Annotated in this window: 14 protein-coding genes; 4 read left to right on the top strand and 10 right to left on the bottom strand. The window is 62.4% G+C overall.

What is annotated here, in order from left to right; genetic code table 11:
* Positions 1-73: 73 nt before the first annotated feature.
* From urtA to cbiE, 10 genes are all read right to left on the bottom strand, one after another.
* Positions 74-1339, bottom strand: coding sequence for an urea ABC transporter substrate-binding protein (gene urtA / locus AC3ISG_RS21820; RefSeq protein WP_122533769.1), 1266 nt, complete (start codon positions 1337-1339; stop codon positions 74-76).
* 247 nt (positions 1340-1586) lie between these two features.
* Positions 1587-5051 (bottom strand): dermonecrotic toxin domain-containing protein, encoded by a 3465-nt coding sequence (locus tag AC3ISG_RS21815; RefSeq protein ID WP_489297949.1) that lies wholly within the window; start codon positions 5049-5051, stop codon positions 1587-1589.
* A gap of 264 nt (positions 5052-5315) precedes the next feature.
* Positions 5316-6689 (bottom strand): PepSY-associated TM helix domain-containing protein, encoded by a 1374-nt coding sequence (locus AC3ISG_RS21810; protein ID WP_489297948.1) that lies wholly within the window; start codon positions 6687-6689, stop codon positions 5316-5318.
* Between the two features lie 81 nt (positions 6690-6770).
* Positions 6771-7226, bottom strand: a complete 456-nt coding sequence (locus AC3ISG_RS21805; RefSeq protein WP_489299573.1) for a DUF2946 domain-containing protein — start codon at positions 7224-7226, stop codon at positions 6771-6773.
* A 35-nt stretch (positions 7227-7261) separates the two neighbouring features.
* Positions 7262-7738 (bottom strand): copper chaperone PCu(A)C, encoded by a 477-nt coding sequence (locus tag AC3ISG_RS21800; protein WP_205484875.1) that lies wholly within the window; start codon positions 7736-7738, stop codon positions 7262-7264.
* Between the two features lie 49 nt (positions 7739-7787).
* Positions 7788-8204 carry a DUF2946 domain-containing protein gene (locus tag AC3ISG_RS21795; protein ID WP_489297947.1) on the bottom strand — a complete coding sequence of 139 codons (417 nt, stop codon included), beginning with the start codon at positions 8202-8204 and terminating at the stop codon, positions 7788-7790.
* Positions 8205-8301: 97 nt separating this feature from the next.
* Positions 8302-8592 (bottom strand): addiction module antidote protein, encoded by a 291-nt coding sequence (locus tag AC3ISG_RS21790; protein ID WP_122533764.1) that lies wholly within the window; start codon positions 8590-8592, stop codon positions 8302-8304.
* 143 nt (positions 8593-8735) lie between these two features.
* Complete coding sequence (locus tag AC3ISG_RS21785) at positions 8736-9458, bottom strand: cobalt-precorrin-6A reductase (RefSeq protein ID WP_489299572.1); 723 nt, start codon at positions 9456-9458, stop codon at positions 8736-8738.
* An 11-nt stretch (positions 9459-9469) separates the two neighbouring features.
* A complete protein-coding gene (locus AC3ISG_RS21780; RefSeq protein ID WP_489297946.1) occupies positions 9470-10567 on the bottom strand; it encodes a cobalt-precorrin-5B (C(1))-methyltransferase in 1098 nt (365 codons plus the stop codon).
* Positions 10567-11769 carry a precorrin-6y C5,15-methyltransferase (decarboxylating) subunit CbiE gene (gene cbiE / locus AC3ISG_RS21775; protein WP_489297945.1) on the bottom strand — a complete coding sequence of 401 codons (1203 nt, stop codon included), beginning with the start codon at positions 11767-11769 and terminating at the stop codon, positions 10567-10569. Before cbiE ends, AC3ISG_RS21780 begins: the two co-directional genes overlap by 1 nt.
* A 207-nt stretch (positions 11770-11976) precedes the next feature.
* Here cbiE and cobG point away from each other — a divergent pair, with 207 nt between their 5' ends.
* From cobG to cobJ, 4 genes are read left to right on the top strand one after another with little or no spacing between them, the layout of a single operon-like run.
* Complete coding sequence (gene cobG / locus AC3ISG_RS21770; RefSeq protein WP_489297944.1) at positions 11977-13329, top strand: precorrin-3B synthase; 1353 nt, start codon at positions 11977-11979, stop codon at positions 13327-13329.
* Complete coding sequence (locus AC3ISG_RS21765) at positions 13322-13948, top strand: precorrin-8X methylmutase (protein WP_108119017.1); 627 nt, start codon at positions 13322-13324, stop codon at positions 13946-13948. The genes cobG and AC3ISG_RS21765 overlap by 8 nt, the downstream gene beginning before the upstream one ends.
* Positions 13948-14679 (top strand): precorrin-2 C(20)-methyltransferase, encoded by a 732-nt coding sequence (locus AC3ISG_RS21760; RefSeq protein ID WP_122534348.1) that lies wholly within the window; start codon positions 13948-13950, stop codon positions 14677-14679. Before AC3ISG_RS21765 ends, AC3ISG_RS21760 begins: the two co-directional genes overlap by 1 nt.
* Positions 14679-16400, top strand: coding sequence for a precorrin-3B C(17)-methyltransferase (gene cobJ, locus AC3ISG_RS21755; protein ID WP_489297943.1), 1722 nt, complete (start codon positions 14679-14681; stop codon positions 16398-16400). Before AC3ISG_RS21760 ends, cobJ begins: the two co-directional genes overlap by 1 nt.
* The last annotated feature ends 121 nt before the right edge of the window (positions 16401-16521 follow it).

Below are 16521 nucleotides of genomic sequence, written 5' to 3'. Positions count from 1 at the left end.
GGAGCGCGGGAACGATCAGGGTCAGGGATAGGTTCAGCCGGAACATTTCAGCCGACCGTTTACCCTGTGTCGCTTAGTTGCTCTTCACCGCATAGTCAGGCTTTTTGTCGTTGCCCGGAATGAACGGACTCCAAGGCTGGGCACGAATCGGCTCTTTGGTCTGCCAGACCACGTTGAACTGACCGTCGGCCTTGATCTCGCCGATCATCACCGGCTTGTGCAAGTGGTGGTTGGTCTTGTCCATGGTCAGGGTGAAGCCCGACGGCGCGGCGAAGGTCTGGCCGGCCATGGCTTCGCGGACTTTATCCACATCGGTGGACTTGGCTTTCTCGACCGCTTGGGCCCACATGTGGATACCCACGTACGTGGCTTCCATCGGGTCGTTGGTCACGGCCTTGTCGGCGTTCGGCAGGTTGTGCGCCTTGGCGTAGGCCTTCCAGTCGGCGACGAACTTGGTGTTGACGGGGTTCTTCACCGATTCGAAGTAGTTCCACGCCGCCAGGTTGCCCACCAGCGGTTTGGTGTCGACGCCGCGCAGTTCTTCTTCGCCGACCGAGAACGCCACCACCGGTACGTCGGTGGCTTTCAGGCCCTGATTGCCCAGCTCTTTGTAGAACGGCACGTTGGAGTCGCCGTTGACCGTGGAGATCACCGCCGTCTTGCCGCCTGCCGCGAACTTCTTGATGTTCGACACGATGGTCTGGTAATCGCTGTGACCGAACGGGGTATAGACCTCTTCGATGTCCTTGTCCGCGACACCTTTGGAGTGCAGGAAGGAGCGCAGAATCTTGTTGGTGGTGCGCGGGTAGACGTAGTCGGTGCCCAGCAGGAAGAAGCGCTTGGCCGCGCCGCCGTCTTCGCTCATCAGGTATTCAACCGCAGGAATGGCCTGCTGGTTAGGCGCGGCGCCGGTGTAGAACACGTTCGGCGACATCTCTTCGCCTTCGTACTGCACCGGGTAGAACAGCAGGCCGTTCAGCTCCTCGAAGACCGGCAACACCGACTTGCGCGACACCGAGGTCCAGCAACCGAACACCACGGCCACCTTGTCCTGGGTCAGCAACTGTCGACCCTTTTCCGCAAACAGCGGCCAGTTAGACGCCGGGTCGACCACCACCGGCTCCAGCATCTTGCCGTTGACGCCGCCCTTGGCGTTGATTTCATCAATGGTCATCAGCGCCATGTCCTTGAGCGACGTCTCGGAGATGGCCATGGTGCCGGACAAAGAATGCAGAATGCCGACCTTGATGGTCTCGGCCGCTTGAGCGGTCCAGGTCAAACCCATCGCTGCGATCGATGCAGACAAAGTGAACGCTTTCAGCAAACTACGACGCTTCATTGGCTAGCTCCATTCTTTGATTTTTTTAGATGACGGCTGTTGGCGGTGCAGAGTTGAGTCTGCTTAGGCTTTAGCAAACGCTGGGCCAAGGCTGCTTACGTCGCAAAATGGAATGAAAACGTCGCCTGCAACGGGCGCCGCGCACCAACGTGGATCGGTGTACGGCGGCTGGTGCGTCCTGCGCGCTCAAGTGGTGCGACACCGTTCGGTGCCGCGGGGTGGGGGTTGAGGCACCCGGATAACGCGGCTATCTCACGAAAAGCTCGCGCTCCCCGGTAAATAGATCAAAGGTTTCGTACACCATCGTGTCCGGCGCGGTGAAGTAGGCAAACGCTTGTCCGTTCACTTCGTGTAATGCCCTGAGTTGCAGGCGGGTGCCGGGCGGGATAGCGACGTGGTCGGCAAGAAAGCCCGAGAACATGTTCTTCTTCGGTACAGACGGCGCAAAGATCAGAAACACTGGATGCGTATTGCTCGGTGCCTGGTCCGTCACGAATGCGTCAAGGCTCCATCGCACGGCATTTCCCCGGCTGATGGAAGCCGACTGCACCCCCGCGTCGACAAACACCGCACCCAGCTCGCGGCGCAGCTGCTGCAGACCCTCGTCCGTGATGCGCGCGGCACGAAACGCATCGCCTTTCCAGGACCGCAGGCGGTAGAACTGGTTGAGAAACGCTTTCGTCTTGGGCGTTCGCGCTCCGCTTCTCAGGAGTTGGTTGATCTCTGCAGAACCGCCTTCTATGTAGTCCAACAAGTCGGGGTACAGCTCTGCTCGCGCTCGCTCGGCCAAGGCCAGGAACCGGGGTTCATCAAGGGATGGCTCAACGAGGGTGATGCCTTCAGACGGGAACGGCCATCCGGTGAGCAACAGCCTCAGCTCACGCCGGGCCTGTCGATCGGCCTGCGGGCTCAGGCGAGCGAACGGCTGCGAAAGTTTCCTCCAGCTACCGGCGCTTGATCGCACGACGTACTCGTCTTCATGGATCAGCAGCGCGGGGTCCCGAGGATGGAGGCGATACAGGCGAGACCGTCCGAACAGGTTGAAGCGTCGACTCACGTAACCCGTTTCGGAACCGAGGGTAATCTCGGTGAATTTATTCGGGTCCAGCCGCGTGATCATGCCGGACTCGGCAAAGTAGGGCGCTCCGGCGGGGGACATCAGATAGCCGATCTGCACCTGTCCACCGCGTCCGGTGCGACGGACCAAATGCGGACGTTTTATCATCCCCAGTTGACGGCCCTTCAAGGCCGCACCACCTGCCCTGCCGAGACCCGCCGTCAGCAAATAACCGGCGGCGTCGAGGAATTCCTGTGCGGCACCGTCCCAGTCATTTTCGTTCACTTTCTGAAAGCCGCTCCAGGCATTCGCCAGTCCCATTCCGAGGGCGAGGGGAATCATGATCGGGGCGGGCAACAGCAACAGCGACACGCTCACGGCCATGTCGAAGTTTTGCCAGCGGGACCCGCCATCGCCGGGCGGGGTCAGCAGCGATTTCGCCTGCTCTTTCAATTGGCGGATCCTGACGGCGAAATACTCGTCCAACAGATCGCCCTTCTGCGGCACAAACACCACGGGGTGCGTCAAGTGGGACGGAACGGGAACCGGCCCCGGCAGCGACGTCAGTACGTCAGGGAGACGCCAGTGCTTGAGCCACTCCTCATAATCGAGCATCTGCCGAGCCTGGCGCCTGTCCGACAGGGGCAGCAGCCTCGCCATGTAGGATTTGTACGTGTCGTGTTCCAGAAAAGTCTGTGTGAGGTGGAACATGCTATTGAAGGCGCGGAACACCACGTTATCTGGCGCATTGAGGGTGCAAAGGGCCAGAGGCCCCTTGTCGAATCTGCCGGCCGGGGCAATCAGCATGACGTCCGGGATCTTGACCCCACCGATGTGCAGTAATCGTACTTCGATGCTGACCCCGTCCACCTTCTGACGCTGCTCCGAATCGGGGCCGTCCAGTGCCGCTTTGATCCAGCGCAGACGATTCTCGGGAAATCCGTTGAGCTGACTCTCCCTATACGCCATGCCCAGTCGTGCCAACAGCAACTCGCGGTGCTGTTGCTTCAACTGCACAGCGTACTCGGAGTGATCAAGGTGTTCGGCAAGGTAGTCATCCAGCCGCTTTGGAATCTCGATTCGCGCCAGTAGTTCTTTCACGAACGCCTCTGAGAGTCCCGGTATCGCTACACCGTGTTCGTCTGCAACCCGCAACTCGCTGGCATCCTGAGCTGTCGCCCGCAGCGTGTTGTCGTGGGCCAGTGCGTGCAGCGAGAAGGTCTGCGAGTGAGTCTCGGTTTCCAGCACGGTGATAGGGTAAAAGCGCGCCGGGATGGGCTGGTGGAACATCGCCGTTACCAGAATCTGTCGGGACGACAGTTGAATGTTTTTCTCTGCCAGTGCGGCGGTGACCGTTGCATCGACGTATGCGGTGATGACGTGGGCGCTGTCAGCTTGCGGCGTGTTGAAGTGGTCCAGGCTGATGCGCCGAATGGACTGGATAGACTGAGCGTAAGCCGTCGCATCGCGGGTCCATTCGACCTGCTGCTCCGCACTCATTTTTCCCCACCAGTCGGGCATCTGCTCGCGGACCACATCACAGTCCAGCTGTTGCTCGATGCGGTGGTTATCGAACAGTTGATCCGATGCCATCAAGTCTAGAATGAGGCGCTGAAAGGACGGTGGATTGAGACTCAGGGACTGAGCGATGTTCACCGCGTGATCGAAATCTGCCTTCTGTTTGATGACCTGCGAGGTCAGCAGCAGGCTCATGAAATTATTGCCCAGCTTTTGCAAGCCCCAGCGTATGGGGGGCTGCTCACTGTCAGGATTGGGAAGCGCCATCGCGACAACGTCGTCCAGCCTGAGATGGCCCAGCAATTGGCGGCGTTGAGCCGTGTCGGCAAGCCGACGGGTGAGGGTGTCGGTGAGCTGATGCACTGAATCGAAACGTTCCAGACTGCCGGCAGGGGTGTAAAGAACGACCTCGCCGACTGACTCGTCGTCGGTTGCCGGCACCTGATCGGTGCGTTGCTCGGTGATCACAAATGCCCCGGTCAGGGGAAAAAGCGCAGTAGAGCTCGTCCCCAGCCACAGGTTGAACACGTCGTGTTTCTGCAGGGGATCAGCCGAGGTGTCCATGCCGTAATCCAGTGTGGCGTTGAGCATGCTGAACAGATGCGGACGAAATTCGCCTTTTTCGACCCGCATCTGGCCTTCCAGCCTGAGCAGTTTGACCCGGTCCGCGAGGAAATCCTCACGCCGGGTTTTTCCGGAGGGCTGAACCTCTGCCCAGTGATCCGAGAGTGTTTGTTTATAGCGATCGGGCAGATCTTGCGCGACGGCTGCATAAAGAGCAGCCAGTGCGTCGCGGTCCAGCCCGCCAATGGGGGACGTTTCAGGCAAAGGAAACTCAGTGGTGTAGAGCCCGGCAGTCACGACGTTCTGCCACTGAAAGTACCCGGTGAAGTGCGCTGTCAGGCTGGCAAGCAGCGGGCTGTGGGTGGTGACTTCCGTGACACCGGATTCAATGCTTCGCTCCTGGCAGACAAGCCATGCACTGGCGTAATCAAACGCGAGCTCGGGGTGTCTCAGGCGAAGGCATTCAGTGAGCGTCTGCTCCAGGGCCTGGTTGAAATCGGGAAGGGTGTAAATCGTCAAGGCAGGGCTGTCGACGTCGAGCAGGGGTGTAGCGGTAACGTTCGTGGAATTCATGGCGCCTGTTCATATACATGAGGGATGACTCGCAGAACCGACGGGTTCGGCGACTCGTTTCATGTAGTCAAGGCGTGAGGCGTGCGTCTGTAGGTGGGGACAGCTCTGGACGCGAAGGAAACGCAACCAGGCAGGTAGGATTTTTCGCGGAGGAGGTGGGCATTTAATGAACAGAAAAAACAGGTGCGGAACCTGGAACCCGAAATGAGGAGGAATTCATCACTAAACCACCCAAAGAGGGTTCCAGGCCCCGCGAGACGCAATCTAAGCTGTTGTTGCTGTTTTGGCAAAGCGCGAACGCACTATTCGATCGAGCAGCCACACCGCCAGCATTGAAACGCCCACCAGCGGAAACGCGAGGCCCAGCAGGATCATCACTACTGTTGCAGTTTTCCAGCGCGGCAGATCATGACGCAACGGCGGAACACCGAAGCCGTTTTGCGGGCGACGCTTCCACCAGATCACGATTCCGCTCACCGAACTCAGCAGCACCATCAGGCAAATGAACAGAATCAGCAGTTGGTTTACCCAGCCGTACATTTTGCCTTCGTGCAGCATCACGCCCAGCTCGGTGGCTTTGGACACGGTGCTGTAATCGCTGTAACGCACATCCGCCAGCACTTTGCCGGTGTACTGATCGACATGCAGCGTGGCGTCGTTGCGCGGGTCATCGGCGAACACGGAAACGGTGAACACGCCGTCAGCCGTCTTCGGTTGGGTGATGCTGTAGCCCGGTTCGACATTGCGCGCCCTGGCGATGTCCACCACTTGCTGAAGGGAAATGCCCGGCGCCGCAGGAGCGCTGGACATGTGCGCGTGATTCATGTGCTCGGCATGATCCCCCGTCGACACCGGCATCGGTGTGTTTTCCATGGCCCACGGAACCGTCTGCACACTGGCACTGTTCAAGGCGCCAGCCTGTTTGTCCGACGTGGGCACGTCATTCCACATGGCCGCCGGAAAGGTGTTCCAGACATCGGCGTAGACCTTTCCCCACATGCCGGTCCAGGTCATGCCGCTCAGCAGCATGAACAACAGCGCCACCGACCCCCAGAATCCGGTCACCGCGTGCAGGTCACGCCAGAGAAGGCGACCTCGCGCACTGACGCGAGGCCAGAGCACGCCGGCCGGTGATCGACCTCGCGGCCACCACAGATACACACCTGAAACCACCAACACGATGCCCCAGCCGGCGGCCAGTTCCACCAGCCGGTCGCCGACCGTTCCGATCATCAGTTCTCCGTGCAATTCGCGCGCGATGGCTTGCAGGTTTTGCTTGGCGTCCTGAGTGCCAAGCACTGTGCCGCTGTACGGATCGATAAATACGTTCACCTCGCGGCCGTCATTTTTGACCACGAACTGCGCGCTGCCCTCGGCATTCAGCGGCGGCAGGTATTTGCTCACCTGGGCCTGCGGATAAGCCGTCAGCACGCGCTTTTGCAAATCATCGGCGCTGAGTGAGTGATGAGCGGGTTTGACCGTCAGCAGGTCGCTGTACATCAGCGCGTCAAGCTGCGGCTTGAACAGGTAGATGATCCCGGTGACCGCCAGCAGGATCATGAATGGCGCGACGAACAGGCCGGCATAGAAATGCCATCGCCACGCCAGGTTGTAGAAAGACACATTCGGTTTGGACATGGTGCAACGCTCCCGTCAAGGAAACACGGCGCAACCCGCGTACGGCCATAAAGCCGTCAGCGGGTCGATTAAATTGGGTATTCAGGCGACTGACGGGAAGGGCGGTGCGCGACTGCGGGCGTTGAGGAAGACGCTGCGCTGGGCGTGGCCGAGTTGGGTGGCCTCGTTGTAGAAGTCAGCGGGTCTCGGCGGGACGGGCGCCAGGACGGCCACGGTTTTGGTCAGCGCCGGGCAGCTGAACAGCAGCGTGCAATACCCGCACTTGGCCCAGATGACGTGGTCGACGCCGGCGCTTTGCCCGGCCTTGGCGTGGCCGCTGTGGTCGCCTGCGCCCATGTCCATCAACGCCGACATGTCCATTTCGCCATGCATCGACATGGAAGTCGGCGCGGGCATCGCCATGCCGCTGTGATGCTCCATGGGCATGGATTGCGAGATCAGCGGGCCGATGAAGATCATCAGCATGGCGAACAGGCTCAGCCAGGCGCCCTGCGGATGACGAGGGGCGGGGGCGGATCTGGCGCGGGTCGCGGGCAGGCGGTTCAAGTGGAGTGGTGTCGGTATTTAGCGGGTCAGTGGGCGTGGGCCGGAGCGGCAGCAACCGGTGGTTGTTTCAGTACCACGACGTCAACGGTCAGGTCGCCCGCTTTTTGAAAGTGCAGGGTCAGCGGGAAGGTCTGTCCGTCGATAAGTCGGGTGCGGTCTTTCAGATCCAGCAGCATGACGTGATAGGCCATGGGGGCGAAGGTCACGGTGCCACCGGCGGGGATATTCACCGTTTCGACGTGCTGCATCTTCATCAGGCCGTCCTGGCTCACGTGTTGATGCAACTGGGCGGCACCGGCGATGGGGCTGTCGACCGCTTCCAGACTGTCGGCGTCAGGACCGTTGTTGGTGATCACAAAATAGGCCGCGACGGTGGGCGCGTTGGGCGGCAGCGCCATGGACCATGGCTGCGCGACGGTCAGTTGCCCCTTGGTGTAATCCTGCGCTTCAACGAAACCGGCTGGCAGCGCGAGGGCGATCAGCAGGAGGATTTTGTTCAGCATCTACGCAGGTCTCCGGTTCATTCAGGTACGCGACGGCACGATCGGGACATCAGACCTTGGGCGATGCGTGAGGATTACGGTCAGGCCAGTGCTGACGGGGTGCCGCGCGCAGCACCAGCACCGCGACAGGGAAACGTACCGGCTCGACCAGGGCGAACAGTCCGAAACCGATGCGAGTCGGCACTGCAACCAATGGCGTGGCGTGTGTGCAGCAGGCGCAGTGCTGCATGAATGCGATGTCGGGGTGATAGGGCGATTGTCTGTCGATGACTTCAACGGGCGTCATGGCCAGTGGTGACGCGGCGCCAGTGCAGGCGCTTCCCCAGACCAGCCGCTCACCCTCGGGGCGCGGCATGGTGGGTGTCATCGGCATCGCCAGTACGCCGAACAGCAACGCGAAACAGGCCACCCAGGCAAAGGCCCGGCGCCGCTTCTGCGTGATGATTTGATCTTGTTGTTTTTTCATGTCGGCCATTTAGCCTGATCGGCCGCCAGATGTAAAAAGCCCGCCCGCGACGTTATGTCGCGCGGCGGGTTTGGTTCAGTCAGGGTTCAGCAGGGGTTCAGGCGGTGGAGGCGTGGAGTTTCAGGCCAAGGGCTTTGATGACTTTCATGATGGTGGCGAATTCGGGGTTGCCGCCTCTGCCTAATGCCTTGTACAGACTTTCGCGGCCTAAACCCGTGTCGCGTGCAATCTGCGTCATCCCATATGCGCGCGCAATGTCTTTCAGGGCCAGTCGGACTAGCATGCCGTCACCGGTGTCCTCATCGAGACAGGCATCGAGATAGCCCGCCATGTCTTCAACCGTCTCCAAGTATTCCGCTGCGTCGAACGGTTTGAATTCTTCTTTCATCATTGTTCCCTTGCCGTGAGCCGCTCCGCAAAACACACGGGAAGGTATACCGGAGAGCACATTTCCGATGTCAGGCGAGTCAGACGGTGGAAGTCGGACCGATCCGCAAACCCGGACGATTTTCACGGCATCTTTGGCAGGCGTCAGCCAACGTCCCGCAACGCATCCAGCACCTCGCCCACACTCCACAACGCCCGATCCACCTCCGGCAGCACCGGCCGTTTCAACACCAGCACCGGCACCCCGCGCTGCCGTGCCACTTCCAGCTTCGGCTCGGTCGCCGTGCTGCCGCTGTTCTTGCTGATGAGGACATCAATGTTGCGAGTCTCGAACAGCTCGCGCTCTTCTTCGAGAAGAAAAGGCCCACGCGCGCCGATGACTTCACAGCGTTCATTGCCGGGGTAAATGTCCAGGGCCCGTAGCGTCCAGAACTGATGGGGTGGAATCTCGTGCAGATGCTGCAAAGGCTCGCGGCCCAGGGTAAACAGGGGGCGCTGAAAGGGGGCGAGGGCGGCGATCAGTTCTGCCCAGTCCGCGACTTCGCGCCAGTCATCGTCCGGCCCTGCCTGCCACGCGGGGCGACGCAATGCCCAGCAGGGGACACCGGTCATCTTTGAAGCAGCCACTGCGTTCTGGCTGATCTGCGCAGCGTAAGGGTGAGTCGCATCCAGGATCAGATCGATGCCTGTCTGCTGTACGAAGTTTGCCAACCCTTGAGCGCCGCCGAACCCGCCGACACGGACTTCGCAGCGCAAGTCGGTGGGCACGCGGCCCACGCCTGCCAGGCTGTAAATATGCTGAGGGCCAAGTGTGCGGGCGATCGCCAGTGCTTCGGTGACGCCGCCGAGTAACAACACGCGTTTTATGGTGTGTGGTCTCAAATGAAGCCTCCTGCGTGGCCGACAATCCCGCCCTGTCGGTCGATGGCAAAGACCTCGACCTGAACCTGTGTCGGCACCACGCTGCGGGCGAAATTCAGCGCGTGCTGACACACCGCATCACCCAGCGCGATGCCGACGGCCGAGGCCATGGCCAGCGCTTGCTGACTGGTGTTGGCCTCGCAGATGTTTTGCTGCAGCTCGGCGTCAGCGCCCACGTCGGCAGCCCATCGCGCGAGCTGATCCAGATCAATGCTGGAGTGGCGGCTGTGCAGGTCCATGTGGCCCGCTGCGAGCTTGCTGATCTTGCCGAAGCCGCCGCAGACGCTGAGCCGCTCCACCGGGGTTTTGCGCAAGTGCTTGAGGACGGCGCCGACAAAATCCCCCATCTCGATCAGTGCGATGTCGGGGATTTGATACACCCGACGCATCGTGTCTTCGCTGGCGTTGCCGGTGCAGGCGGCGATGTGCTGGTAACCGTTGGTGCGGGCGACGTCGATGCCCTGGTGAATCGACGCGATGTACGCCGCGCAGGAGAAGGGTCGGACGATGCCGCTGGTGCCCAGAATCGACAGGCCGCCGAGAATTCCCAGCCGAGGGTTCATGGTTTTCAGCGCCAGCGCGCTGCCGTTTTCGACGCAAACCGTCACTTCAAACCCGCCGCTATAGCCGACGTCTTGGGCCAGTTGTGTGAGGTGTTCGGCCATCATCCTGCGCGGCACCGGATTGATCGCAGGCTCGCCAACCCCCAGCACCAGACCCGGTCGGGTGACGGTACCGACGCCTTCGCCCGCCACAAACCGCACGCCGGGCTCCGGGATCAGCCTGACTTGTGCAGACACCAGCGCGCCGTGGGTCACGTCCGGGTCATCCCCGGCATCCTTGAGCGTGCCGGCCTCGGCGCCGCCCGCAATCAGGCGGCAGAATTCCAGGCGCATCTGCACGCACTTGCCTTTGGGCAGCGTGATTTCGATCGCATCGTTGGTTTCGCCGGCCAGCAACAGGCGCGCAGCAGCGAGGGACGTCGCCGTGGCGCAGCTGCCGGTGGTCAAGCCGCTGCGCAGTGGAGCGGGTTGTTCGGCGGTTTCGTCGCGCATCAGGGTTTGATCGCTTCGAGCAGGGTGATCGGCAGCGCCTGACGCCAGGTATCAAACTCGCCCAGCGGTTTGGCGTGGGCCAGATGAATGCGGGTCAGTTCACCGCCGTATTGCTCGCGCCAGTTCACCAGCATCGCCTCGCTTTGCAGCGTGACGGCATTGGCCACCAGTCGACCGCCCGAGCGCAGGTTTTGCCAGCACGCGTGCAGCACACCTTCGCGCGTCACGCCGCCGCCGATGAAGATGGCATCCGGTTGCTCAAGGCCCTCAAGCGCATCGGGCGCACGTCCACGAATCAGTTGCAGGCCGGGCACGCCCAGCGCATCCCGGTTGAATTCGATCAAGTGCTGCCGGCTCTCATCGGCCTCGACAGCGATGGCGCGGCAGGTCGGGTGCGCGCGCATCCACTCGATGCCGATGGAGCCGCATCCCGCGCCCACGTCCCACAGCAATTCTCCGGGAACGGGCGCGAGGCGAGCCAAGGTAATCGCGCGCACGTCGCGTTTGGTGAGCTGACCGTCATGCCGAAACGCCTCGTCCGGCAGACCGCCGAGTGGCGACAGACGCAGTGCATCAGGCTGGGCGCGGCATTCAATGGCGACCAGGTTCAGCGCAGCGATATCTGTGGCGTTCCACTCGCCGGCGGTGCCTTCGATCTGTCGCTCGGCGCTGCCGCCCAAGTGTTCGAGGACGCTCATACGGCTCGGGCCAAAGCCGCGGTCGCGGAGCTGCGCCGCGATGGCCGCCGGGCTGGAGCCGTCGTTGCTCAGCACCAGCAGGCGCAGCCCGTTTTGCAGGTGGGCATTCAACGCGGCGACGGGACGGGCAACGACTGACAGCGTTACCACGTCCTGCAACGCCCAACCCAGACGGGCCGCCGCCAGCGAATAAGAAGAGGGCGCGGGAATTACCCGCATCTCAGCGAGGGGGACGTGTTTCGACAGGCTTGCGCCGACGCCGAACAACATGGGATCGCCGCTGGCCAGCACGCAGACCGAGGCGCCGCGTTGTTCCAGCACCGGGCTCAGGGAAAACGGGCTCGGCCACTGGCGCTGCTCGGCCTGGATGCACGGCGGCAGCAAGGCCAGCTGCCGTGCGCCGCCGAACACCTGCCGCGCCTGCAACAGCGCGTGCCGAGCGTTTCGGCCCAGACCTTTGTAGCCGTCCTCACCGATTCCCACGACTGTCAGCCACGGTGACATGAATTGCCCTCCACCAAATACGTGCGACAGGCCTGTCATATCGGCCCGTGAAAGTGGCCGGCATGATACCGCGCTGGCGGGCCCGGTTCGTATGGCTTTATGAATCCGACAGACCGTCTTTTCATGCCCGCCGCCAAAGCAGGCATAATACGACCCCTGTAACTTTTCGTTTCTCTACGCGTCCGCCCGTTCGCACCAGGTGACCCATTGACCGAGCCGTTGTCCGCTCGCCCGTCCGCTACGCCCATTCGCCCCTCGGCTTGTCCGGGGTTGCTGCGTATCGTCCCGGCGCTGGATGGCGGGATCTGCCGGATCAAGCTGCCGGGCGGGGTGCTTTCAGCGGATCAGGCGCTGGCCGTGGCAAGTGCCGCCGAGCGGTTCGCAGGTGGCGTGATCGAGGCGACCAATCGCGGCAATCTGCAGATTCGCGGCATCGGCGCCGACCACGACGGGCTGATTGCCAGCCTGCTCGATGCCGGTCTGGGGCCGAGCAACCCGGCCAGCGACGACGTACGAAACTTGATGCTCAGCCCGACCGCAGGCATTGATCCGCAGCAACTGCTGGATGTGCGTCCGCTGGCCGGGCAGATTCTGCATTCCCTTGAGCACCACCCGCGTTTCCATGAACTGTCGCCCAAGTTCGCGCTGTCGCTGGATGGCGGTGAGGGATTGGCGATGCTTGAGCATCCCCATGATCTCTGGCTGTCCGCGTTGCAGGTCGACGGCCAGACGCTGCTGGGATTTGGGCTGGCGGGCTGTCCGGCTAGCGATTCCCCGGTGGCTGCGGTGGCGCCGGATGCAGCGCACGCATTGGTCGTTGCGGTACTGGAAACCTTCCTGGCTCTCGCTCGCCCCGATCAGGCGCGCATGCGCGATCTCCTGAAGGAAATGCCCGTCGCCCGATTCCTCGAACACATCGCCCCACGTTTGCCGCAGCGACTGGTGGTTGATCGAAAAGTAACCGACTGGCGGCGCGCGCCTGTACGGTCTTTTGCGCACATCGGCACGTATTCCCAGGCATCCGCCGGCATCGTGGCGGTGGGCGCGGCCGTGCCGTTAGGGCGTTTGCGGCCGTCCATGTTGCGTGAAGCCGCCCGATTGGCGACTGCGTTTGGCGACGGTCAGTTGTGCATGACCCCTTGGCAAAGCCTGATGTTGCGAAATGTCCCGACAGCCAAGTCGGCAGCCGTGATGGATGGCTTGAGCAACGCGGGCTTGCTCGTCGATGCTGCTCAGTCGCTGTCGAAAATCGTGGCCTGCACCGGCTCCGCGGCCTGCGCAAAAGGCTTGGCCGACACCAAGGCCGACGGGCTGCGTCTGGCCGCATTGCTGCAAGAAAACGCCGTCAGCCGCGCAGTGCATCTGACCGGCTGCGTGCGTTCATGCGCCGCTGCGCACGTGATGCCGGTGACCTTGCTGGCAGCGTCGCCCGGTCGGTACGACCTTTATTTTCGTCATGCAGGAATGTCCGGGTTCGGCGATCTGCATGCACGTGACCTCACTATTGAAGCAGTCGGCGCGTTGTTGACCGCCGACTCACGGAGCAACACCCATGATTGATTACATCCGCGACGGCCAGGAGATCTACCGCAACTCCTTCGCGATCATTCGTGCCGAAGCCCGGCTCGATTCCATCCCGGCCGACCTGGAAAAACTCGCCGTACGGGTGATTCATGCCTGCGGCATGGTCGATGCCGTCGAAGGCCTGCGCTTTTCGCCCGGTGCAGGCACGGCAGGTCGCCGCGCGCTGGCCGCCGGTGCGCCGATTCTGTGTGATGCGCACATGGTGGCCGAAGGGGTCACGCGCACGCGCCTGCCCGCCAACAACCAAGTGATCTGCACCCTGAAAAACGAGCGTGTGCCCGAGATGGCCCGTGAGCTGGGCAACACCCGCTCGGCGGCGGCGCTGGAGCTCTGGCGCCCGCACCTGGAAGGGGCGGTTGTGGTGATCGGCAACGCACCGACTGCGCTGTTCTATCTGCTGGAAATGCTCGACGCCGGCGCGCCGAAACCTGCGCTGATCCTGGGTTTCCCGGTGGGTTTCGTCGGCGCCGCTGAATCCAAGGACATGCTCGCTGCCGACAGTCGCGGCGTGCCTTACGTGATCATGCAGGGCCGTCGCGGTGGCAGCGCCATGGCTGCCGCGGCGGTCAACTCACTCGCCACGGAGATCGAATGATGGCACCACGCGGTCGTCTGATTGGCCTGGGCGTGGGGCCGGGTGATCCGGAACTCATTACCGTCAAGGCGCTGCGCCTGCTGCGAGAGTCGCCGGTGGTCGCGTACTTCGTCGCCAAGGGCAAGAAGGGCAACGCGTTCGGCATCATCGAAGGCCATTTGCAGCAGGCTCAGACGCTGATGCCGCTGGTGTACCCGGTGACCACCGAGGCGTTGCCGGTTCACATGTCTTACGAGCAAGTGATCAGCGATTTCTACGACCGCAGCAGCGCCGAAGTGGCGGCGCATCTGGACGCCGGACGCGACGTGGCGGTGATCTGCGAAGGCGACCCGATGTTCTATGGGTCCTACATGTATCTGCACGATCGTCTCGCTGATCGCTACGACGCCGAAGTGATTCCCGGTGTCTGTTCGATGCTCGGCGGCGCGTCGGTGCTGGGTGCGCCGCTGGTGTACCGCAATCAGAGCCTGTCGGTGCTGTCCGGCGTGTTGTCTGCCGAAGAGCTGAAACGCAAGCTTCAGGATGCCGACGCTGCGGTGATCATGAAGCTGGGGCGCAACCTGCCGAAAGTGCGTCAGGTGCTGGTTGAAACCGGGCTGGCGGATCGCGCGCTGTACGTCGAGCGCGCGACCATGGCCAATCAGAAGATCGTGCCGCTGGCCGAGGTTGACCCGATGTCGTCGCCCTATTTCTCGCTGATCATTGTCCCCGGCGAACGGTGGCAAGGCTGATGGGCACAACCAACATCAAGGCCCCGGCGATTGTCATTCTGGGCAAAGGCGCGCTGGCGACCGCGCAACGTATCCAGCAGATGTACCCCCAAGCGCTGATTTACGGGCTGGCCGGACGCGTCGAAGACGCCGACCGCAGCTACTCGGAATTTGGCGCGACGCTGCGCCAGTTGTATCAGCAAGACACGCCGATCATCGCGTTGTGCGCAGCGGGCATCGTCATTCGCACGCTGGCGCCGGTGCTGCTGGAAAAGGGCGTCGAGCCGCCGGTCCTGGCCGTCGCTGAAGATGGCAGCGCAGTCGTGCCGCTGCTGGGAGGACTGGGGGGCGTTAATGTGATGGCCCGGGAAATCGCGGCCGCGCTGAACACTGCAGCGGCTATTACCACCAGCGGCGAGTTGCGTTTCGGCACCTGCCTGCTCAATCCGCCTGCTGGCTATGCGTTGGGCGATCTGGAGCTGGGCAAGCGCTTCGTCAGCGACTTGCTGTCGGGTGAAAGCGTGCGCGTCGAGGGCGCGGCGCCGTGGTTGGCGCAAGCGCAGTTGCCTGAGGATGATCAGGCGCAGTTGACGATCCACGTCGGCTATGCCGAGCGAGAGCTCAGCGACCACGAATTGCTGATCTACCCACGCAACGTGCTGGTGGCGCTGAGCGGGGATCTGGCCGATTCCGGCGAGGCAGTGGCCGATGCCGTGAAAGCTGCACTGCATGATTCGCGCATTGCCGTGCAGGCGCTGGGCTGCCTGCTGGCCAGCAAGGCCGAAATGGCCAATCGTTCGCTGCACGCGGCTGCCGAATCACTGGGCGTTGCGCTGCGTTTCACCGCCGGCGGTACTCCTGCGGAAATGACCCAGCAGGTATTGCCGCAGCTGTTGCCACCGCTCACCCCGGCGGCGGGCATCGCCATTGCCGTCGCGCCGCAACCTTTGGATATTTCACACATCGGCTGTGCACGGGGGCGGCTGGCGGTCATCGGCCTTGGTCCGGGCGCTACCGACTTCATGATTCCCGCCGTAAAGGCCGAGCTGGCACGCGCAAACGACGTGCTCGGCTACGAGACTTACGTGCGCATGGCCGGGCCGTTCCGCGCCGACCAAGTGTTGCACTGCACCGACAACCGCGAAGAAATGCTGCGCGCCCGGCACGCCTTCGAGCTGGCCGCTGAAGGCCGTTCGGTGGTGGTGGTTTCATCGGGCGACCCCGGCGTATTCGCCATGGCTGCTGCGGTGCTGGAAGCGCTGCACGAATCGGATAATCCCGACTGGCACCGGGTGGACTTGCACATACTGCCGGGCGTGTCGGCATCGCTGGCAACCGCAGCGCTGGCGGGGGCGCCGTTGGGCCACGACTTCTGCGTCATGTCCCTGTCGGACAACCTCAAGCCCTGGGAGATCATCGAGAAGCGCCTGGATCTCGCTTGTCAGGCCGACCTGGCCCTGGCGTTCTACAACCCGATCTCGCGCTCCCGCCCATGGCAGTTGGGGCGTGCGCTGGAAATCGTCCGCCAGCATCGCAGCCCGGAAACCCCGGTGACCCTGGGACGTGATGTGGGTCGGCCGGCGCAGACGTTGCGGGTTATCACCCTTGGCGAGCTGAAGCCGGAACACGTCGACATGCGCACGATGGTGCTGGTGGGGTCGTCGTTGACCTGTGTGTTCCCGCGCGCCAATGGTGAGCCGTGGGTCTACACGCCGCGCTGGTATGGCGCCAAGCCAGCTTGAGCGAGGGTTCGGTTTGCGCTGTGGGATTTGTCTCATAGCTGACGCAGACCAATCAGCCAGTCGATGGCGAAACCGATCCAGCCGCTTGCAGAAGCGTCAGGCGGGAGACGACTGTGCGCGT

This window comes from Pseudomonas sp. GL_135, from assembly GCF_057834665.1.
This window is presented reverse-complemented; position numbering and strand designations above follow the sequence as displayed.